A 22,194-nucleotide genomic window follows, 5' to 3' on the forward strand; every position below is an offset into this window, starting at 1 on the left:
GAGTTAATGAAAACAAACAATCTTCGAAAGATAGTGTATTCAGCATGTTCACGCGCTGGTTTAAGATAAGCGTGGAGGTGCTGTTATGGAATTATCCCAATCAACCGGCGGCAAGACAATGTCCGTCAAATCTAAATCTTCCCGCAAAAAAATGGGCGACCGCTGGTTTCCCTACCTGCTGATCGCACCGACAGTCCTGCTGATCGCTGGACTTCTGGTCTTCCCGATCTTCAGGGTGTTCGACCTCAGTGTGCAGAGCTATGATTTCACCCGGCTGCAGAAAGCGGGTTACATCGGACTAGAGAACTTCAAGAATATATTCACGCAGGACGATATGTTCTACTCTTCACTGTGGATCACGGTGAAATGGGTGCTGATAGAAGTAGTGCTGCAGCTCGTATTCGGACTCGTGGTTGCGCTGCTGCTGAACCAGGCGTTCAGGCTGCGCGGTCTGGTCCGTTCCCTGGTGCTTGTTCCCTGGGCGGTGTCCGGTGTACTGACCACCATGCTATGGTCGCTGATGTTCAACCAGCATATAGGAATCATTAACGATATCCTGATGAAGCTGGGCGTGATCTCCGAGCCGGTCGCCTGGCTGGCCAATATTCATACCGTCTTTGGTTCTGTGATTGTCGCCGAGCTGTGGCGCGGCATTCCGTTCTTCGCCATCACGCTGCTGGCGGCGCTGCAGACCATTCCGCACGAGGTCTATGAATCCTGTGAGGTGGACGGTGCGGGGAGCGTGAAGAAGCTCTTTTTCATCACACTGCCTTTCCTGAAGGAAAGTATTGTGTTCGCAACGCTGCTGCGTGCCATCTGGGAGTTCAACTCCATTGATATGATCTTTACGATGACGAACGGCGGACCGATGGATATGACCACCACGCTGCCGATTTATATGATGAAGACTTCCATCCTCGAAGGAAACTATGGCTATGGTTCCGCCATTGGTGTGGTCACCTTCGCGTTCCTGATGATCTTCGTTGTCCTGTACCTCAGACTGAACCGGTCAGGAGGGATGCAGGATGAATAGCAAATGGCACCGCAAGCTGGGTTCGAAGCTGCTGTTCTACATACCGCTGGCTCTGACACTTGTGTTCGTGCTGGTTCCGTTCCTGTGGGCCATCTCCACCTCGCTGAAGCGGGAGGGGGATGTACTTAGCGGCACGGTCCGGTACATTCCAAGTCCGGCGACCTTCGAGAACTTCGTACATGTGTGGAATGACAACAATTTCTCGCAATATTTCATGAACAGTGTGTTCGTGTCTGTATTGTCTGTAGTGGCAATTACGGTGTTGTCCGTATTGAACGGCTACGCCATGAGCCGCTTCAAGTTCAAGGGCAAAGGGGCCTTCATGCTGGTTCTGCTGGCGACCCAGATGATGCCGGTCATTCTGTTTGTCATTCCGCTCTTCCTGATCTTCAAGAATCTCGGGATGATCAACACGCCGTACGCGCTCATCTTGTTCTATATCGTGCTTCAGGTTCCATTCAACACGATTCTGATGCGCGGCTTCATCTCCTCGACACCGAAGGAAATCGATGAAGCGGCGATGGTCGACGGAGCCGGACGATTCCGGATTATCTTCGCGATAATTATGCCGATCGTGCTGCCGGGAATAGTAGCAACAAGCGCATTCGCCTTCATCGGGGTATGGAATGAATTCCTGGTTGCCTTCTCGTTCATTACGACGCCGGACCGCTTCACCATCCCGATCGGCCTCAAATTCATGGTTGGCGAATTCAGCGTCCAGTACGCGTCGCTGGCGGCCGGCAGTATTATCGGGCTGATTCCGCCCGTGCTGCTCTTCATGTTCATCCAGCGTTATCTGGTCGAAGGACTGGGCGGCGCAGTCAAAGGCTAGTGTCCGGTATCGCAAGGACGGACACGGCCAGGCAGAATACGCCGGGTTCGTCCTTTGAGGTATATACAAGAAATTCAATTAGGGAGGATCACAGAATGATGGGGAAACACAAAGCGAAACGCACGGCGCTAGTATCGGCAGCATTGCTGCTGCTGCTGGCCGGCTGCGGCGGAAATAATGGCGGGAATAACGGGGGGGACAGCGCGGCAGCGGCGGATAACGGGGCAGGTAAAGCAGCAAGCGGAGAGAAAGCCAAAATCAGCTTCTGGGCTGCAGCTGTAACCACAGAACGCAATGCCTTCTTCGAAGAGATCGTGAAGCAGTTCGAGCAGGAGAATCCGGATATCGACGTGGATTATCTGGGCGTACCGGGAGACCTCGCGGCTTATGAGCAAAAGGTTAACGTGGCCATCTCTGCCGATCAGGCGCCGGATGTGATGAATGACTTCAAATCCGATCTGCTGGCCCGGGGGGTGCTGGAGCCGCTGGACACCTATTATGAGCAGTGGGCGGACAAGGACCTGCTCAACCCGGAACTGATTGCAAGTAACCGCAAGCTGGATACGGCAGAAGGTAAATTGTATGCGCTGCCATACAGCTCACAAACCTGGAATCTGTGGGTTCGTCCGGATTGGTTCAAGGAAGCCGGACTGACCTTGCCCGATACCTGGGACCAATTCTTCGATGCTGCCGCCAAGCTGACGGATAAATCGAAAGACCGTTACGGGCTCAGTATCCGCGGCGGCGCAGGCAGTGCCAATACGCTCGAAATGCTGATGTATGCTTACTCCGGCATTACCGATTATTTCACGGCAGACGGCAAAGCAACAATTAATGACCCGCTTAATGTTGAATTTGTAGAGAAATACCTGGGCTCTTACAATGTCTATACACCTGAGGATGACCTCAATAAAGGCTGGAGTGAACTGGCTGCAACCTTCCAGTCCGGCAAAGCCGGAATCGTTGTGCATAACTTAGGCTCGGCCAGCTCCCATGAGAAAGCCTTCGGCGGTGACTATACGAAGTTCGAAGCTGTACCTTTTCCAAAGAGCGTGAAGGGCTACCGCGAACACCCTGGCCTTATGCCGCTGGGGCTGACGATGAGCAAATCAGCGAAGAACAAGGATGCGGTCTGGAAATTCATGACCTTCTACCTGTCGCATGATATCAACAGCAAATACGGCAAGCTCTATGGCGAAATTCCTGCCAATACAGAAGCTGCCGGCGATGAATGGGTGCAGAGCGTGCCTTACATGAAATCAGCCTCCGATCTGCTGAACAGCCAGGAGACGAAGTTCTCCGATGTGCCATACTATCTCGCGGGATATTCCAATGTGCAGAAATCGGTGGAACCGCTGATCCAGAAGGTAATGGCCAAGCAGCTGACCGCACAGGAAATGCTGGATCAATGGGCATCGCTGCTGGAACAGGAGAAGGCGGCACAATAAACTGCCCGGGCGGTAGGCGTCCGGCGCTGAAGGAGTTATTCAATGGAGACAATTAATACGCCCTGGGTATCCGACCTTGGCAACGGCCGGTACCGCAATCCGGTGTTGTATGCAGATTATTCCGACCCGGATGTGATCCGGGCCGGGGATGATTATTATATGACCGCGTCGAGCTTCAACCACATGCCGGGCCTGCCGATTCTGCATTCCCGTGACCTGGTGAACTGGACGATCGTCAATCACGCGCTGGACAGGCTGGATCTGCCGGGATATGACCAGGTTCAGCACGGTAAAGGCGTATGGGCACCCAGCCTGCGCCATCATGACGGGAAGTTCTGGATCTTCTTCGGTACGCCGGATGAAGGAATCTTCATGACGCAGGCCGGGGACCCGCTCGGGAAGTGGACTGTACCCCATCTGGTCAAAGCAGCCAAAGGCTGGATTGACCCTTGCCCCTTCTGGGACGAGGACGGACAGGCTTACCTGGTCCATGCCTTCGCGAAGAGCCGCAGCGGCATCAAGCATATTCTGCATGTGTGCGGGATGAGCCCGGACGGCAGGGAGCTGCTGGATGAAGGCCGGCTGATTATTGACGGAACGGTCGATCATCCGACACTGGAAGGTCCCAAAATGTACAAGAGGGACGGATGGTATTACATTCTTGCCCCTGCAGGCGGTGTGTCCACCGGCTGGCAGGCTGCCTTCCGCTCCAGGTCCATCTATGGCCCTTACGAAGACCAGATTGTGCTGGAGCAGGGCGATACGCTGGTGAATGGCCCTCATCAGGGCGGCTGGGTAGAGACGCCGGAAGGAGAAAGCTGGTTCCTGCATTTCCAGGACAAGGGGGCTTACGGACGGATTGTCCATCTGCAGCCTGTAGAATGGATTGACGGCTGGCCGGTAATGGGGAAGCAGTCTGCGGGAAGTTTGACCGGAGTGCCGGTATCCGAATGGTGCAAGCCGGGGTCTTCCGGCACCGGGACAGCGCTGCCGGCGGCTCCCCGGACCTCCGATGATTTCGCGGACGGGCGTCCGGGGCTGCAGTGGCAGTGGCAGGCCAATCCGCAGGACGGCTGGCTTGCCTCCGGCCACCCGGGTCCGGGGCTCCGGCTCCGCTGCGCGCCGCTCGGAGCGCAGCGGTTATACGATGCGCCGCAGCTCCTGATGCAGAAGTTCGCTGCGCCTGCATTCACGGCGCAGGTACAGATCAAACCGCATTTCGGAGCATTGTCTGAACGCGCAGGCCTGGTAGTGCTTGGGCATAAAGCGGTACATTTAAGCCTGTTCTCCGGTGAAGACGGCGGCCTATGCCTGGGCCGGTTCGAGAGCCTGCCGGCAAGCCCGGAGGAAGAAGCGGAGCAGGAGTGTGCGTTTACGGATGATTTTGTGAAGCTGGACTCGGACGCTGTATACCTTCAGCTTACGGTCTTGGAAGATGCTGAATGCCGCCTGGCGTACAGTCTTGACGGAGAAGCTTACACGGATTTGGGAGCTCCTTTCCGGTTGAAGGAAGGCGAAGGAGCCTGGGTAGGTTCCAAGTTCGGCCTGTTCGCGCTAGCTTGCGGTCCGGTTAACGCAGCGGCGGAGAACGGCTACGCTGAGTTCGGGCGGTTCGAGGTGCGTTAAGACTTCTCTTCGAGTACACTCAGAATTGCCCTGACGACCAGCTCCGGCTGATCGTGAATCACCATATGTCCGCTCTTCCCGGCGACGATAAGCTCACTATTGGAAGAAAGGTTCAGCATGTTGCGCTGTCCTGCCTGCCAGATGGCTTCCAGCCGTCGGCCCGATTCTTCGGACATCCCAAAAGCAGCGTAATCCTGCGGCATTCCCCGGGCGATGATCTTCACCGGAAGTGTGCCTAAGGTCTGTCCGCGGATAGCATCCTCGGTAGAGCTTGCCAGCGCTGCTTCCTGCTCCTTGGCGGCAAAGTAGCTTGGTGTAGAGATGACGTTAATGAATTGCCCGCGGTCTTGTTTCGCAACCAGACCCTCCAGCAGCTGGTTCTGGAACAGTCGAAGCGCACCCGAGCGCTTGAGTAAGGTAAGCATGGAAGCGCTCGGGTTGCCGGCATAATTCTCGGCCTCCAGAATCGGCTTCGTCTCCCGGTCGTCATTCTCGGGTCTGGCATCAATAAGCACCAGCCCGGTTACTTCCTCCGGGTAGGTCTGAGTGAAGAGACGGGCATACATGCCGCCCAGGGAATGTCCGACCAGCAAGTAAGGGCCGGGGATGCCTGCATTCTGAAGTGCGTTATGTAGTTCACGGACAATATTGACGCCTGAGCGTTCCGTATCGGCCTGCTCACTCCAGGCATATCCCGCCCGGTCGTAACTGACAACGGTAGCTGTTTCGGCTAACTGTTCAGGAATATTTCTCCACGACAGGCTGGTTTCCCCGCTTCCGGCTTCCAGAATAATAGTGGGAGCTCCGGCTCCTTGTTGCAGGAGATGCAGGTTGTACCCTCCGGCATCCGCCAGTTTCCCCGGTGCAGGATAATCTTTTTTGGCGGATGCGGAGGCAATGGCTTCATACAGGAACCCCAACCCTGTAATAAGAACAGCTGCGGATATAAGAATTAGCAATAGCTTCATCAGCTTGCTCCGCAGTTTGCGGGAAGCGGAATTCTTGATACTGGCAGAATTTATCATGGTGTTTGATTAATCTCCTTTTTAATACATTTGTATTGTTTAAAACAGTATAGCAGCATGCCCGCTATTCAAGCAAGCTACGGGGCCATGGGAATTGCACCATGCGGAGCGGCATCTGCCGGTTGGGCACAGGATCACGGCCTCCGGTCTGCTAAGCGGCCGTTTGAACCTCCTTCCAGAAGGGTAAAAAGAGAGAAACACCCCTCGAGGAGAAAGGCGGTAAGCTTATGCTGTGGGGATTAATCGGACTCGTTGTCGTAGTATGGCTGTTCGGCTTTATCTTTGATGTTATGGGCAATCTGATTCACCTTCTGCTATTTGTCGCTGCGGTACTGTTTGTGATTAACCTGTTGCGGGGACGATCCCGGAGTTAACAGGACATAAACAAGAGCTGGTTCAAATACTTAATTAAGCAGTTCACACACAAGCACGCGGTACCCTAATAGGGACGCGTGCTTTCGTGCGTAATCCTTGAATTCTCCCGCAGAGGAGACCTTAAGGAATAGTCCTGCTTCCGGCAAGTCTGGACACGTCCCCTCCGGATGCCTATAATGTAATCACTATGCAACCCTGGAGGAGAATCAATGAATAAGCCGATCATCGCCGTCGATATGGATGATACCATCTGCCATCTCGTCAAACGTGCGATATACCACAACAACATTGAGTTTCCTACGCATCCGCTCCGCTACGAGGATATGATGGACTGGAACACAGACCACCTTCGCCATCCGGACAGCACGATGGACCTTTTCTTCGGCAGACCCGGTCTGTACGAGGAGCTGGAGCTGTTCGATGAATATGTGACCGAAGAGATGGAGAAGCTTCACAACGCGTATGATGTCATTATTGTTACAGCCGCTGTGCCCAAAACGGTGCTTGAGAAATGGAACTGGCTGCAAAAGCACATGCCGTATATCCCGGCCGAGAACTTCTTCACCTGCAAGCGCAAGCATCTGATCGGCTTCGATCTGCTGATTGATGACGGTCCGCATAATTTGCTGCCCGCTGTACAGGCAGGGAAGAAGGTGCTCTGTATCCCGCACCCCTGGAACCTGCGGGCCCGGGAGGAATATGCCTTCCCGCTGATGACCTCCTGGCAGGGGGCGAAGGAGCGGGTGGATGAAATTCTGCAGGCACGGCAGTAGCCGAAGTCCGGAGACTGCATCTCCTATAAAGGGCTGTCCCAGAAAGCCATGAAATGGCTGCCTGGGATAGCCTCTTTTTATTGTTAAGGAGATTGTAGAGTTTCCGGAAATGTGGAGAGGAACTTGCTTATGAACGGAGGCGCCCTTGCCGGGCAACAGTTGGATAAACAGCACTTAATAGGCCGGGAATCACTCCCAGTAGGGTGAAAGCATGAAATTAAATGACGTTTATACAACTAATTACCTTAAAACATCCAAAACCTCTGAATTAAGATACGTTTTTCCAACTAATATTTGCGGAGCCAGCGCCAGCGCCGGAGCCGGAGCTAGAGCCAAAGCTAGAGCTAGAGCCGGAGTCAGCGCCGGGGTCACTGGAGGTGTCTTGGCCAAGCACCCGCAGGAAGCCTGCGGGAAGTGCTGACCGCAAACGTTACTCACCCGTTAGGGTGATTTTTCTCTAATAGGATTATTTTGAGCGCATGGTATACGCCGCACGCAATTCCGTATTCCACACTCCTAAGGTGAGTACAAAGTCCCGGATGCTGAAAAAATGTAATCCAGTCATACTAACAAAAATCTAATATTTATATAAATGTTGCAAAATGAGTGTCTTAAACTACAGCTCTTGTGTATAGAAAGGATTTTCTTTCCCGTCAATGACAGCGCCCATAAGGAATGGGCTGAATTTCATGTATCGGGATAAGCGGCGAAAAAGGGGAGAAGTTGTCCTTCATTTTCCGTTAATCGAAATAATAAGGAGGAGATGTATTATTTTTTTGCTTTTTTATAAGAAGAAATTGGGTTTGTGTATATAATTTGCTATTAAGCGAATGTTCATCTTGATAACAAAATAAATAGGCGGAAAGAACCAAAAGTTATAATTATGTTATTGAAACCATTGACAGTTATGCTAACGAAACAATATTCTGTAGTCGTTAGAGGGCTACTGAATCCATTACGAGAAAGGAGGACGGGGCTGGGTCTAAATCCATTCAAACGAAAGTGGAATTAATGCAGGGATTATCCATTACGGGAGGGATGTTGCTTGAAGAAAATGTTGTCATTAATTATGGTGTTCGGATTGCTTATTGGGGTGGTACCGCCCTTGGAGGCAAGTGCAACGGCCAACCTTGCAGGGAACACAACCGCAGCTGCAAGCTCAAGCGAGGATTCAACAAAAACACCGGATATGGCCGTTGACGGAAATTCTTCCACCCGGTGGTCCTCTGCTTATGCAGATCCGCAGTGGATCAGCGTTGATCTTGGAAGCGCAAACAATGTGAATGGGGTTAGGCTAAACTGGGAAGCTGCCTACGCAAAGGCGTATCAAATTCAGGTCTCAACAGATAACAGCAGCTGGAGTACGGTATACTCGACAACAACAGGTGACGGCGGGATTGATCAAATTTCATTTGAACCCAGAAGTGCCAGATATGTGAGAATGTATGGAACGCAGCGGGCAACCCAGTACGGGTATTCCCTCTGGGATTTCGAGGTGTATTCGGATAGCGGCCCCGTGGATAACGGCATTACTTCCGGAGCGGTGTATAAGCTTACCGCCCGTCATAGCGGCAAAGCCCTTGATGTGGCTGGAGGTGCAGCCGCAGACGGAGCCAATGTGCAGCAGTGGACAGATAATGGCACCCCCCAGCAAAGGTGGAAAGTGATGGATGCGGGGGATGGGGCCTATAAATTGATCGCCGAATCCAGCGGCAAGGCGCTGGATGCCGCAGGCCCTGCAAATACAGACGGAGCCAATGTCCGCCAGTGGACGGACAACAATGCAGCCAGTCAGAAGTGGAGCATTATTGCTGCAGGCAACGGATATTACAAGTTAATATCCAAAAGCAGCGGTAAAGCCCTGGATGTAGAAGGAGGCTCATCTGCAGATGGAGCTAATGTACAGCAATGGACAGATAACGGGAACGCACAACAGAGATGGAAATTTACACAGATCGTAACTACCCCGGACTCCACTCCGCCAACTGCACCAACAAATCTCAAGAGCTCCTCAAAAACGGAAACCAGCGTAAGCCTTACCTGGACAGCATCTACAGACAACGCGGGAGTAGCAGGGTACGACATTTATAATGGAACGGCTCTGGCTGGAACGAGTACAACCACAAGCTATACGGTAACCGGCTTGACTGCCAATACAGCATACAGTTTCACAGTCAAGGCGAAGGACGCAGCAAGGAATGTATCTCCGGCAAGCGCAGTTTTGAGCGTAACCACCGCTTCGACTTCTGCTAACAAGGGATTTTATATACAAGGAACGGCCTTGTATGAGTCTAACGGAACTCCGTTTGTGATGAGAGGAATTAACCATGCTTACACCTGGTACAAAGGCCAGGACGCCGTTGCCATCCCTGCAATAGCGCGGACAGGAGCAAATACGGTAAGAATTGTTCTCTCCGATGGGCAGCAGTGGTCGAAAGACAATCTGGCAGCTATCCAGAGTCTGATTACCTTGTGTGAACAGAATAAACTGGTAGCCGTCCTTGAAGTCCATGATGGAACCGGCTCGGACAGCGAGACTGTTCTGAATAATATTGCGAATTATTGGATTGAAATGAAGAGTGCGCTTATCGGTAAAGAAAAGACGGTTATCCTCAACATCGCCAATGAGTGGTACGGCACGTGGGATGGGGCCAACTGGGCTAAAGGATATACAGCTGTAATACCGAAGCTTAGAAATGCCGGTATCCAGAATACCCTTATGGTTGACGGAGCAGGCTGGGGGCAATATCCGCAATCCATAGTTGATTATGGAACACAGGTATTTAATGCGGATCCCCTGAAAAATACGATGTTCTCGATTCATATGTATGAATACGCAGGCGGGAACGCGGCAACGGTTAAGACTAATATTGATAATGTGCTGAACAAGAATTTGGCGCTGGTTATCGGTGAGTTCGGAATCAGACATACGAATGGTGATGTCGATGAAGCGGCTATTATGAGCTATTCCCGGCAAAAAGGCGTCGGGTATCTCGGATGGTCCTGGAAAGGAAATGGCCCCGGTCTGGAGTATCTGGATATGTCCAATGACTGGGCAGGAACCAGCTACACCGAACAAGGAAATGCACTCATCAACGGGCCGGACGGAATCAAAGCAACCTCGAAGCGGGCTGCGGTTTTTGATGCAGCAGCAAACAATTAAGCAACTGCCATTCATGTATCTTTCACCACTCAAAGACTGTATACCCGTTATCGGGTTGCAGTCTTTGTTTTTTACAGCTTTTTTTAATGGAATACAAATACAGTTATATAAATGTAAACACAGCCCCTGTTCATTAAAGAATCTGCTGATAAAATAATAATAAATCGCTTTCATGACAATTATTTAGTTTGTTTTAATAATTATTTACAGGGAATAGAACCGCAATCATAATCACGTGAGCTTTAACTTTGCTGCCCTTTCACTTCCCGGTAAGAAGTGAAAGGGTATTTATTAATGTTTCCGCGGCATTACTAGTTAATAGAAGCAGCAGGCAGTTTTCCTTGTGTATGCTAAAGCTAACAAGTATAATGATTTTGTTAGTTAAATGTTATGATTTATTGTAAAAAGTTAGGTAAAGCTGATGAAGGGGAAGACCGAATGATGGATCAACACAAACACAGCAGGTGGTCTTTTATCAGGGACATGGGCATGGAGCGTAAGCTGCTGCTCGTCTTTCTGGTTATTATCACGCTGCCTCTTTCTATTATCAGCATCATCAGCTTTAAGAGCTATTCCGAGTCGATTCAAGCGAATACCGTCGCTTATTCAGAGAAGCTGATTGATCAAATGATGGACGGGATCGATGACTACATAGAAGATATGAAAAGGATCTCCTCAATGCCGGCTTATGTAAACGATATCAAGCAGAATCTGATCGCGTCCAACCGGTATTATGAACAGAAGAAAATGACCCAGGGGGACCATGGAAACGCCGGAGTAGCGCCGGGTGATTTCGATCTGCTGCTGTCTATCCAGAGGGGAATAGAGGGCAACATCTCCTTCATTAACAATATCAAGCGGGGGACGAACTCCGTCTATATTTTTGACGCCTACGGTAACGGTTATTACTCTGCCAAGGATGGCGGCGTGCGGCTTGATCTGGATCAGAGCTACGCCTTCTGGACCGAGCAGGCCAAGGATTCCAGCGGTGAAGCGCTGCTATTCGGCACACAGGCCTACATTACCAATCTGCAGAGCACCCGTTATGCTTATACCGTTGTCCGCAAAATTGTCGACAGTCTCTGGAATCCGGTCGGACTGATTGCGGTGGAGGCTAATATCAGCAATATGGAGACTCAGGTAGCGGAGCTTGACCGGGTAACCCGCGGTAAATCGCTGATCGTTGACGAGAAGGGCAAGGTCATTTATGACAGTGACCAGAAACTGCTGACGAAGGATATCTCGCAGACTCCGCTATTCCGCAGCGCTCAGGGCGCGGCCGGAAGCTTCTATGATACAGTCTCGGGCAAGGAGCGGCTGAATATTTACTCCAGCTCCTCCAAGACGAGCTGGAAGGTGATTATCTCCATTCCGGTCGATGAATTAACCCGTGATGTGAAGCTGACCCGCAACGCGACCCTGGCGGCGACACTGATTATTATTGTGCTGGCCTTGTTCATTTCCATTGTGCTGTCTTTCGCGCTGACCAAACCGCTGACGCAAATGATTCAGCTGATGAAAAGGGTGCAGGGCGGTGATCTGGATGTTAACTTCCGCGTGAAACGCCGGGATGAGATTGGCCTGCTCGGCCATCAGTTCAACCGGATGCTGGCCCGCATCAGGCAGCTGATTCAGGATATATACCGGATCGAGGAGCAGAAGAAGGAAGCGGAGCTGCATGCGCTGCAGAGCCAGATTAACCCGCATTTCATCTATAACACACTGGAGTCCATCCGGATGACGGCGGAGATTAACGATGATGTAGAAGCCGCCGATATGATCTCAATTCTGGGCAAGCTGCTGCGGTATAGCACCAGTGAATTGTCAGGCCGGACAACGATGAAGCAGGAGCTGTTATATGTCCGCAACTATGTTGAGCTTCTGGGCTGCCGTTATCCGGGACGGTTCGTGCTGCAGATCGATGTACCTGAGGAGCTGGATCATTATTCGATCATCAAGCTGGTGTTCCAGCCGATTATTGAGAATGCCGCGTACCATGGGCTTGATGACAGTAAAGAGCATATGCATCTCAGCATCAGCTGCGAGATCACCAGCCAGAAGCTGCTCTTCCATATCCGCGACGACGGCTGCGGGATGGAGCAGGCGACCCTGGACAAGCTGAACGATGATCTGAAACGGGAATCGCCTCCGAAGAAAAGCATCAATGGCGGGATCGGCATGAAAAATGTGCATCAGCGGTTACAGCTGAACTACGGGGCGGCTTATGGCATTGAGGTGTTCAGTAAGCTAGGCGAGGGGACGGATGTTATCCTCTCGCTGCCGCTTCCCCCGTACCGCTCGGCCAGTGAATCAGAGACAGAAGGGAGTCAACCGGATTGAAAAAGACGAACGCACACCGGCCTCTGCGTGCAATGTTATTAGTGCTGCTTCTGCTGTCTGCGGGCTGTGACAGCTCCGGCAGCCAGCCGGCCGTTCCGGCAACGCCTGCAGCAGACCATGAACAGCAGAGCCTGTCCGGTACCATTCTCATGCTGACGAACCGGATTGATCTTATTGAGAACGGTACAATGCAGGGGTATGCCGACCAGTTTATGAAGAAGTATCCGGAAGCAAGCGTAGAATTCGAAGGCTTATCCAACTATGCGACCGATATTATGGTGCGTCTCTCCACCAAGGATGCCGGTGATGTGCTGCTGCTGCCGGTCAATCTGCCGGCGAAGGAGCTGGATTATTTTTTTGAGCCGCTTAGTGCGGAGATGTCTGCGGGGGAGAGGTTCACTACCTTTGCTGCCTATGACGGCAGAAGATACGGCTTGTCTACCGGGACAACGACAAGCGGGATTGTCTACAACAAAAAGGCGTTCAAGCAGGCGGGCATCACGGAAATTCCGCAGACGCTGGATGAATTCTACGCCATCTGCGCCAAGCTGAAGCAAGCGGACATTACGCCGATCTATATGAATTACGGTGCAGTCTGGCCTCTGCGGGAATGGGGCAATAATATGGTTAATTACATGACCGGGAATCCCGATTACCTGAACGATATGGTTCATGAGAATGCTCCCTGGCAGCTTGATAATGAATGGGGCCGATTACTCGGAATTACCCGTACCATCATCGCCCGCGGTTATGCAGAGGATGAGCTGTTCTCGAATAATTGGGAGATTTCCAAAACCAAGCTGGCTAAAGGGGAGGCCGGGATGTTCCTGAGCGGCAACTGGACGATCCGCCAGATCCTCGATGCCGGAGCGGCTCCGGAGGATATCGGTTTTTTCCCGTTTCCCTATGATAACGGGCTGAAGCATTATGCACCTCTGAATCCCGACTGGTTCATCGGCGTCAGCAAATTCAGCAGAAACAAGGAGCTGTCGATGGCCTGGGTGGACTTCCTGGTCCATGAAACCTCTTATACCGCAGAAGGATTTCTTCCGCTGGACGGTAACGCAGAGCCTTCCATGGAACAATACCGTGAATTTCTCTCCTATCAGCCTGAGCTGGTAGAGGCGACCGTACAGACGGACACCTTTATTGATATGGCCAACCGCTCGAAGCTGTCCTTTGCCTCCGGAGACTATATCCAGGAGCTGATTGCCGCGCCGGATTTACAGAAGGCCTTTGACGGACTGAATGAGAAGTGGGAGGAAGCACGCGCTTTAACGGACACAAAGTAAAGAGAAGACTATAAAAAAGCAATACAGCACATTTTATATTGCCGGGATGAAGCCTATAATTGAAATGGTAACGCAATCATTGTGCAAGCGATAATAAGGCTGGAGGCGGTTTGCCAAGTGATCAGAATCATGATTGCGGATGATGAGGAAGTGATTCGCCGCGGGCTTGAGAAGATTACTTCCAGAATGGATGTGGAAGTGGAGGTTATCGGCTCGTATGGTAACGGTCTGGAGGCGTGGAATCACCTTTCAGCGATGTCATCAGGGGATCTTGATCTGCTGATTACGGATATCAAGATGCCTAGAATGGACGGCTTTAAGCTGATTGAAGAAGCCAGAGGCCATATGAAGAATCTGCCCATTGCGGTACTGAGCGGGTTCAACGATTTCGAATACGCCCGGCGGGCGATCCGTTTCGGTGTGATGGATTATCTGCTGAAGCCAATCGAGAAAGCCCAGTTATACGAACTGCTGAAGCGGGTAGAGGAGAACAGGCTGCTGAAGTCTTCCGGAACGGAACAGCCGGTATTGCAGGCTCCGGGAGGCAGGGAACATCACGTGGTCGAACAGACCAAAGTGATCCTGGAGAAGGAATACAGCCATAACTTCGAGCTGGAGCGCCTGGCGGAGACGGTCGGAATGAATGCCAGCTATATCAGCCGCCTGTTCAAATACAAGACCGGACAGACGATTACCGATTATCTGATTGGTATACGGATTGCGAAGGCCAAGGAGCTCCTGACCGCGCAGCCTGAACTCAAGAATTACGAAATTGCTGAACGGGTCGGCTATAATGATCCTGTATATTTCAACAAGCTGTTCAAAAAAATATGCGGCATGACTCCCAAGGATTATAAGAGCGGCTGCAGAATTCCCAAAGAATAAGCGGTACGGATAACTGCATGTTAACAGGATGAAATGAATGGCGGAGGGCGAAAGCCCTCTTTTTTGACGTTTTTTTGTATTGAATAACAAATTAATAAAAACAAAAATAACAAATTGAAGACCAGAAAAAACAATTCAAACCATCGTTTTAGGGTTGGATACGATCTATAATTAGTCTGTAAGCGATACCAACACTCTTTTTCACGAGAATAGGCATTAATTAAGCTCTTGTGTGGTGAATTAATCTTTAATCCCGTGAAAGTTTGTTAGTTTATTGTTATTATGATCTGTGAATCGGAGAGAGGGGTCTAACCAGCAATGAAGAAGACAAAGGCAGTTACAAGTTTAGCAGCATTGACGCTGATGGCGGGTTTATTCGCAGGCTGTTCGAGCAATAACAATGCGGATAATGCAGCAGCAACTAACGCAGGCAATACGGGGACAGGCACGGAGGCTACTGCTGCTCCTGAGGGAGATGCAGCCAAGGATATTAAAGGCAAAATCACGGTAATCACCCAAAGAACGGATATCGTTGATACCGTATTCAAGGATTACGCAGCCAAGTTCAACGAGAAATATCCGGATGTCAAAGTAAATTTTGAAGCGCTGTCGAACTATGAGGACCAGATCAAAATCCGGATGAGCACGAGCGATTACGGTGATGTGCTGCTGCTGCCAACCAGCGTGGCGATCAAGGACCTGCCGGAGTTTTTTGAGCCGCTGGGTAAAATGTCCGATCTGGAGCAGCAATATACGGGCCTGGAGGAACGCACGATTGACGGCATATCCTACGGAATTCCGGTCACTGTTAACTTCTCCGGTGTGATCTACAACAAGCAGGTATTCAAAGATGCGGGTATCACTGAGGTTCCAAGAACCTTTGAACAGTTCCAGACCGCTCTGCAGAGCATCAAAGACAAGACGGATGCAGTTCCGCTGTACACGAACTATGCAGCAGGCTGGACGCTCACCCAATGGGAATCCGATCTGGCTACGGTTGCCGGAGACCGCGATTATGTAAATATCGCTCAGGTTGCCTCGGATGATAACTTCGTGCCGGGACAACCCCACTACGACCTGTACAAAGTAATGTACGACGCCGCGAAGAACGGACTGATTGAAGAAGATCCTACGACTACGGACTGGGAATCCTCCAAGGCTGATCTGGCGAACGGTAAAATCGGGACGATGATGCTCGGCTCCTGGGCCATCGGCCAGATCAAAGGCCTGGCTGCCAATCCGGATGATGTCGGCTTCATGCCTTTCCCTACCAACGCAGACAAAATTCTGGTTCCCCTGTCCGACGATTATAACCTGGGTGTAAGCATCCACAGCCAGAACAAGGAAGCGGCAAGAGCCTGGGTAGACTGGTTCATTAATGAATCCGGCTATCCGACCACTGAAGGCGGAGGCATGAGCCCGGTTAAGGGCGCTGAGCTTCCGGAAATCCTCAAGCAATTTGAAGGCACGGACGTAACCTTCGACACCCTTGCACCCGCCAAAGCCGGTGAAGAGGGCTGGGTGGATGCAATCGATAAAGAGGCAGAGATCGGCCTCTGGCAGCCTGACTTCAAGAAGGTAATCATTGAAGCCGCCATCGGCAACCGCAAGGATTCCTATGACGATATCATGAAGGACCTGAACGACAAATGGAAAGCGGCAAGAGCTAAGATTACAACTGCACAATAAGCTTTAAACCTCGCAGAGTGAAGACAGATTCAAGAGAACGGGGAGATGCGTCAGCGCATTTTCCCCTTCGCTTTTGCGGGTACAGGCAGGGTATGGATATGGAGTAATAAAGCTAGTGTTCTTAGGAGGTGTGGAGAGATTGTCCAACTTAAGCTATAAAAATCAGCGGATATTGATCATCCTGCTGTTCTCGTTAGTTCCGGTACTGCTGCTGTTGACGTTCTCATATTTACCCGTATTCAAAATGTTCCAGTACAGCTTCACAAGCTGGGACGGCTTCAGCAAGAAAATGGATTATGTCGGTTTCGACAACTATAAGACGATCTTCACCAAACCGGAGTATTTCGCCGTGTTTAAGGTCAGTCTGTATTATTTCTTCGCCACCTTTGTGCAAATGGGACTGGCCCTGTATTTCGCGACCATCCTGAGCTTCAATGTCCGTCTGAAGAACTGGTTCAAAGGCATTCTGTTCTTCCCGACACTGCTCAACGGGGTAGCCATCGGGTTCATCTTCCTGTTCTTCTTCAAGCCGGAGGGAACCCTTAATACACTGCTTGACCTGGTTGGACTCGGCGCATGGCAGCAGAAGTGGCTGCTGAATCCGCATCTGATCAATATTTCCCTCGCCTTTGCTTCCGTCTGGAGATACATGGGGATGAACTTCATCATCTTCCTCGGAGCGATTTCCTCGATCGGCAGCGATATTTATGAAGCTTCGGAAATTGATGGTGCGAACCGCTGGCACCAGTTCAGACATATTATCATCCCGAGCATCAAGCGTATTCTGCAGCTCAATCTGATCCTCGCGGTGAGCGGAGCGATCGGTGTCTTCGAAATTCCGTATGTCATGACCGGCGGCTCTAACGGCAGCGGTACCTTTGTCATTCAGACCGTCGATGTGGCCTTTAAATACAGCAAGCTGGGTCTTGCTTCGGCAATGGCTGTAGTGCTTCTGGGTATTGTTATTGTCGTGACCATTCTGCAGCGTGTGCTGATTAAGGAGGAGAAGTAAGAGATGCAACCATTCAAATACAGCGCAGCTTCTTTCTTCAAGTACCTCACCTTAGTCTTAGGCGCGCTTGCCGCCCTAATTCCGATCATTGTCGTCTTCTTCGCCTCGCTCAAAACCAATGCGGAGTATGCCAGCACCGGACCGCTTACCATGCCGGAGAACTGGCTGAATTTCACCAACTATACCAAAGCTTTTGTCGACGGCAAAATGCTGCTGGGCTTCATGAACACCATCATCATCGTACTGATCTCCATTGCCGGCGCTACCCTGACCGGATCGATGATGGCTTATATTCTCGCCCGCTTCAAATTCAGAGGCAGCAGCCTGCTGATGGGCGCTTTTCTGTTGGCAACCCTGATTCCGGCGGTAACCACACAGGTTGCTACCTTCCAGATCATCAACTCGCTGGATTTGTTCAATACGCGCTGGGCGCCCATTCTGATGTATCTTGGAACAGACATTATCGCCGTATATATTTTCATGCAGTTCCTTGACTCGATTTCCGAGTCGCTGGATGAATCGGCCATGCTGGACGGGGCATCGTACTGGACGATTTACTGGAGAATTATTCTGCCGCTGCTGAGCCCTGCCATTGTTACGGTCATTATCGTGAAGGGCGTTAACATCTACAATGACTTTTACACGCCTTTCCTGTACATGCCAAAAAGCAGCCTGCAGGTCGTTTCCACCGCGCTGTTCAAATTTAAAGGGCCTTACGGCTCGCAGTGGGAAGTCATCTGTGCGGCGATTATGATTGCGATCATTCCGACGCTGGTTGCCTTCGTCTCCTTGCAAAAGTACATTTACAACGGCTTTGCACAAGGTTCAGTAAAATAAAAAACATTTGGAGGAATCCTACATTGAAAGAAGTTAAGCTGACTACTGACCAGAATATCCCGAACATGCCTTGGCAGGACAGACCCGCAGGCAATGACCATCCGGTGTGGAGACACAGTGACAACCCGGTCATCAAACGTAATCCGGCCAAAGGCGTTGCCCGGATCTTCAACAGTGCCGTTATTGCCTATGAGGGCAGCTTTCTCGGCGTGTTCCGTGTAGAGGACAACACTACCCGCCCTCACCTGCGGATGGGCCATAGTGCGGACGGTCTGGACTGGACAATCGATGACGGGCCGATTCAGTTTATAGACGAAGCGGGCCAGCCGTATGCACCGCGTTATGCCTATGACCCGCGTCTGGTGAAGGTGGAAGACACCTATTACATCATCTGGTGTACAGATTTCTATGGTGCTGCCATCGGGGTAGCCAAGACACAGGATTTCAAAACGTTCATCAGCCTGGAGAATCCGTTCCTGCCGTTCAACCGCAACGGCGTGCTGTTCCCCAAGAAGCTGAATGGCAACTTCGTGATGCTGTCCCGGCCGAGCGACAGCGGACACACGCCGTTCGGCGATGTCTTCCTGAGCGAAAGCCCGGACTTCGTATACTGGGGCAAACACCGTCATGTCATGACCAAGGGCGGACAAGGCTGGTGGCAGAGCACCAAGATCGGCGGCGGTCCAGCCCCCATCGAAACGAGCGAAGGCTGGCTGATGTTCTATCACGGGGTTACAGGAACCTGCAACGGCCTCGTGTACAGCATGGGTGCGGTGATTCTGGATAAGGACGAGCCGTCGAGAGTCAAATACCGCTCCAGAAACTTCGTGCTTACCCCGGAAGAATGGTACGAGGAGAGAGGTTTCGTTAACAACGTATTGTTCCCTTGTGCAGCGCTGACCGACGCCGAAACCGGCCGCATCGCCATCTACTACGGCGCTGCTGATACCTATGTAGGCGTAGCTTACACCACTGTGCAGGATATTGTGAACTACGTCATCGACACCCATGAGGAAGTGGGCGATGATGCCGGCCTGGGCAAGATCTAGGACATCATCAACCCTAAGGAGAGTCAGCATGAACGAAAGATCACTGCCGCAACTGCAGGCATACGAAGGCAGCAGCCCGAGGCCCGTGGACTTTGAGGACTACTGGGATCGTGCGCTGCGCGAGCTGGATGCGCAGCCGCTGGGTTATGAGCTGGTGCCGGCGGAATTTACGAGCCCGTTGGCGGATTGCTTTCATCTGTATTTCACCGGTGTCGGCGGAGCCAGAATACACTGTAAATATGTAAGGCCCAAGACCCTATCCGGCGGGAAGGGCGGTCCGGGAGTGGTCATGTTCCACGGCTACGCCTGTGACAGCGGCGACTGGCTGGAGAAGGTGGGGTATGCCGCCCACGGGATCAGCGTACTTGCCATGGATTGCCGCGGCCAGGGCGGGTTGTCCGAGGATAACCTGAGCGTTCAGGGCACAACGGTCCGGGGGCATATCATCCGCGGGATCGATGATCCGGACCCGGATCATCTGTACTACCGCAATGTATTTCTCGATACCGCCCAGACCGCGCGTATCCTGATGGCCATGCCGGAGGTTGACCCGGAGCGGGTCGGCGCCTTTGGGTTATCGCAGGGCGGCGGGCTTACTGTTGCCTGTGCCTCGCTGGAGCCTCGCATTAAGGTGGCCGTACCTGTATATCCGTTCCTCTCCGATTATAAGCGGGCCTGGGAGACGAATATTACAACCTCTGCCTATGAGGAGCTGAACTATTATTTCCGCTTCTTCGACCCGCATCATCTGCGCGAGGAAGAAATTTTTGGCCGCCTGGGCTATATCGATATTCAGAATCTGGCAGACCGGGTGCAGGCTAAGGTGCTGTGGGTAACCGGGCTGACAGATACCATCTGTCCTCCTTCGACCCAATTTGCTGCATATAATAAAATCACGGCGGACAAGGAACTTCTGGTATATCACGAATACGGCCATGAGTACCTTCCGTATCTTGCCGACCGGACACTGCATGCATTTATGGTGTTGTGAGATGAACAACAGCCCGTTCACCATTGTGAACGGGCTGTTTTTTGTTGTCTTTTTTCTGAAACTAATCATTAATTCTCCTGCAAATAATCCATTCTCGAACAATACTATAATTCATTGTAATATTAAGTAACTATGTTTTCAGACACCAAGGAGGATTGCAGGTTGCTTAATAGGTTAAATAATGCGCTTCTCATAAGTAATAAGCTGAGTCTCACAACGCTGCTAACGGGGCTCGTGACGCTGGTAATTCTGCTAACTTCGGGTATTCTTCTGGTGGGTTCATATGAGTCCAAGAAACGATCATTGACGGAGACGACGCTCCATCTGAATTATATTAATGCTGACCGTATGTCGAGGACGATGGATTCCTTATTTCTATCCATGCAGGGCAGCTTGAAATACAATGCCGGTATATTGTCCGGTATCGAGACCATGGCACCGGAGAAAGTGAATGAATATTTAGATCTGATGCGCAGCAGCAGCAATTTCTTCAATTCTATGACAGTGGTCGAAGCAAGCGGATTAATCCGCAATGTATCACCTGTCAGCTTGGGAACAGCAGGTAAGCACATCACCTCCAGCAATAGTCTGGAAGCCTTAGCGGTCCAAAAACCGTATATATCCTCCCCGTATCTGACAGCAAACACTAAGCGGCTGATCGTGTTTTTGAGCCAACCGATCGTTGGTAACACCGGTACATATCTCGGAATGTTAAGCGGCACGATCTATCTGCAGGAGAATAATGTCCTGTCTGAAATTTTTGACAACGGCCAGGAGGAGGATTCCGGCGCTTATTATTATATTGTGGATTCGGACGGGCATCTGGTGTATCACCCGGACAAGCAGCTTATCGGAGAGAGTGTCAGCAGCAATGCAGTTGTCCAAAGATTGATGAATAAGGAGAGCGGGGAGCAACAGGTGCGGAATACCCGGGGCACCGAGCTGCTTGCCGGCTACTCGAGCGTTCCGTCCAATGGATGGGGAATAGTGGTTGTCTCACCGATTGGTCAAATCCATAAGGAACTGATCGGCCACATTCGTATCCTGATCGGGTATTCCTTATTCCCGTTTATCATCATGCTGCTGGGCGTTATTCTCCTGGCGCGCAAGTTTGCGAGCCCCTTTGTCTACCTGGCCAATGTGGTGAGCAAGATGGGGAAGGAAAAGATAGAATTACGGGAAGCGAAGCAGTATTGGAGCCGGGAAGCTTATTTGCTGACCAATGGTGTATTGCTTGCCTTGGCCAATATTCAGGAGCAGACCGATCAACTGACCCAGGAAGCTGCGACGGATGCTCTGACAGGCCTGATGAACCGGAGATCCCTTGAACAAACGATAAATCAGTGGATAACCGCAGATTTACCCTTTTCACTTGTCATGCTGGATGTAGATAAGTTCAAACGCGTTAACGACACTTATGGCCATAACAGTGGTGATGAAGTGTTAATACATATTGCCAGGGTGGTGGCGGCCTCTCTCCGCCCGGACGATATCTGTTACCGCTATGGCGGTGAAGAATTCGTTATTCTCCTGGCCCGCACCACGCCTGAAGAAGCCTTTAACGCAGCTGAACGCATTCGCCGGGCAGTAGAACAAAGCGAGGCACCGGTTCCTGTGCAGGTTACGGTTTCTCAGGGCGTCGCGCATTATCCATCGCATTCCCCTGAACAGGAGGGCTTGCTGGAGAAGGCGGATCAGGCGCTGTATCTGGCGAAGAGCGGGGGGAGGAACCGAACGGTTATCGCTGAATGAACACGAAACAACGGCAGGCTCATTTACGAGCCTGCCGTTGTTTTGCGGTTTTTATGTGAAGGAAGCTCCACA

At 51.4% G+C, this 22,194-nt stretch carries 17 protein-coding genes; 16 read left to right on the forward strand and 1 reads right to left on the reverse strand.

The genetic code is table 11. The annotated features are described in order from the left end of the window. Positions 1–85: 85 nt before the first annotated feature. The 4 genes from NSU14_RS06725 (at position 86) to NSU14_RS06740 (ending at position 4,939) form a co-directional block, all read left to right on the forward strand. Positions 86–1,033: a carbohydrate ABC transporter permease gene (locus tag NSU14_RS06725; RefSeq protein ID WP_042138994.1), complete on the forward strand. Its 948-nt coding sequence runs from the start codon at positions 86–88 to the stop codon at positions 1,031–1,033. After that, complete coding sequence (locus tag NSU14_RS06730) at positions 1,026–1,865, forward strand: carbohydrate ABC transporter permease (protein WP_042138993.1); 840 nt, start codon at positions 1,026–1,028, stop codon at positions 1,863–1,865. Before NSU14_RS06725 ends, NSU14_RS06730 begins: the two co-directional genes overlap by 8 nt. A gap of 95 nt (positions 1,866–1,960) precedes the next feature. After that, positions 1,961–3,313 carry an ABC transporter substrate-binding protein gene (locus tag NSU14_RS06735; RefSeq protein WP_083705550.1) on the forward strand — a complete coding sequence of 451 codons (1,353 nt, stop codon included), beginning with the start codon at positions 1,961–1,963 and terminating at the stop codon, positions 3,311–3,313. A 42-nt stretch (positions 3,314–3,355) separates the two neighbouring features. Continuing rightward, positions 3,356–4,939: a glycoside hydrolase family 43 protein gene (locus tag NSU14_RS06740; RefSeq protein ID WP_076244499.1), complete on the forward strand. Its 1,584-nt coding sequence runs from the start codon at positions 3,356–3,358 to the stop codon at positions 4,937–4,939. Here the strand turns inward: NSU14_RS06740 and NSU14_RS06745 are convergent. Next, a complete protein-coding gene (locus tag NSU14_RS06745; RefSeq protein ID WP_340943690.1) occupies positions 4,936–5,964 on the reverse strand; it encodes an alpha/beta fold hydrolase in 1,029 nt (342 codons plus the stop codon). The two genes, NSU14_RS06740 and NSU14_RS06745, sit on opposite strands and share 4 nt — an antisense overlap. 227 nt (positions 5,965–6,191) lie before the next feature. Here NSU14_RS06745 and NSU14_RS06750 point away from each other — a divergent pair, with 227 nt between their 5' ends. The 12 genes from NSU14_RS06750 (at position 6,192) to NSU14_RS06805 (ending at position 22,122) form a co-directional block, all read left to right on the forward strand. Beyond that, the gene (locus NSU14_RS06750; RefSeq protein WP_340943693.1) at positions 6,192–6,338 is read left to right on the forward strand and encodes a lmo0937 family membrane protein; all 147 of its coding nucleotides are present in this window, start codon (positions 6,192–6,194) and stop codon (positions 6,336–6,338) included. A 210-nt stretch (positions 6,339–6,548) separates the two neighbouring features. Next, positions 6,549–7,112, forward strand: a complete 564-nt coding sequence (locus tag NSU14_RS06755) for a 5' nucleotidase, NT5C type (protein WP_042138991.1) — start codon at positions 6,549–6,551, stop codon at positions 7,110–7,112. 1,054 nt (positions 7,113–8,166) lie between these two features. Next, positions 8,167–10,275 carry a cellulase family glycosylhydrolase gene (locus tag NSU14_RS06760; protein WP_445670084.1) on the forward strand — a complete coding sequence of 703 codons (2,109 nt, stop codon included), beginning with the start codon at positions 8,167–8,169 and terminating at the stop codon, positions 10,273–10,275. A 438-nt stretch (positions 10,276–10,713) separates the two neighbouring features. Continuing rightward, positions 10,714–12,615: a cache domain-containing sensor histidine kinase gene (locus NSU14_RS06765; protein ID WP_336103381.1), complete on the forward strand. Its 1,902-nt coding sequence runs from the start codon at positions 10,714–10,716 to the stop codon at positions 12,613–12,615. Positions 12,616–12,647: 32 nt separating this feature from the next. Continuing rightward, entirely contained in the window at positions 12,648–13,907 is a 1,260-nt protein-coding gene (locus NSU14_RS06770) for an ABC transporter substrate-binding protein (RefSeq protein WP_042141448.1), read from the forward strand. Positions 13,908–14,024: 117 nt separating this feature from the next. After that, positions 14,025–14,792 (forward strand): response regulator transcription factor, encoded by a 768-nt coding sequence (locus NSU14_RS06775; protein ID WP_042138988.1) that lies wholly within the window; start codon positions 14,025–14,027, stop codon positions 14,790–14,792. Positions 14,793–15,110: 318 nt separating this feature from the next. After that, positions 15,111–16,481 (forward strand): ABC transporter substrate-binding protein, encoded by a 1,371-nt coding sequence (locus NSU14_RS06780; RefSeq protein WP_340943699.1) that lies wholly within the window; start codon positions 15,111–15,113, stop codon positions 16,479–16,481. Between the two features lie 130 nt (positions 16,482–16,611). Continuing rightward, positions 16,612–17,493, forward strand: coding sequence for a carbohydrate ABC transporter permease (locus NSU14_RS06785; RefSeq protein WP_042138986.1), 882 nt, complete (start codon positions 16,612–16,614; stop codon positions 17,491–17,493). Positions 17,494–17,496: 3 nt separating this feature from the next. Further along, a complete protein-coding gene (locus NSU14_RS06790; protein ID WP_042138985.1) occupies positions 17,497–18,330 on the forward strand; it encodes a carbohydrate ABC transporter permease in 834 nt (277 codons plus the stop codon). 65 nt (positions 18,331–18,395) lie between these two features. Beyond that, positions 18,396–19,379: a glycoside hydrolase family 130 protein gene (locus NSU14_RS06795; protein WP_197074406.1), complete on the forward strand. Its 984-nt coding sequence runs from the start codon at positions 18,396–18,398 to the stop codon at positions 19,377–19,379. 28 nt (positions 19,380–19,407) lie between these two features. Then, positions 19,408–20,370, forward strand: coding sequence for an acetylxylan esterase (locus NSU14_RS06800; RefSeq protein WP_340943703.1), 963 nt, complete (start codon positions 19,408–19,410; stop codon positions 20,368–20,370). 162 nt (positions 20,371–20,532) lie between these two features. After that, positions 20,533–22,122: a sensor domain-containing diguanylate cyclase gene (locus NSU14_RS06805; protein ID WP_076244512.1), complete on the forward strand. Its 1,590-nt coding sequence runs from the start codon at positions 20,533–20,535 to the stop codon at positions 22,120–22,122. Positions 22,123–22,194: the final 72 nt, after the last annotated feature.

The sequence above is a fragment of the Paenibacillus sp. FSL R10-2771 genome, assembly GCF_038000205.1.
In the GTDB taxonomy this organism is placed as follows: domain Bacteria; phylum Bacillota; class Bacilli; order Paenibacillales; family Paenibacillaceae; genus Paenibacillus_AQ; species Paenibacillus_AQ phytohabitans.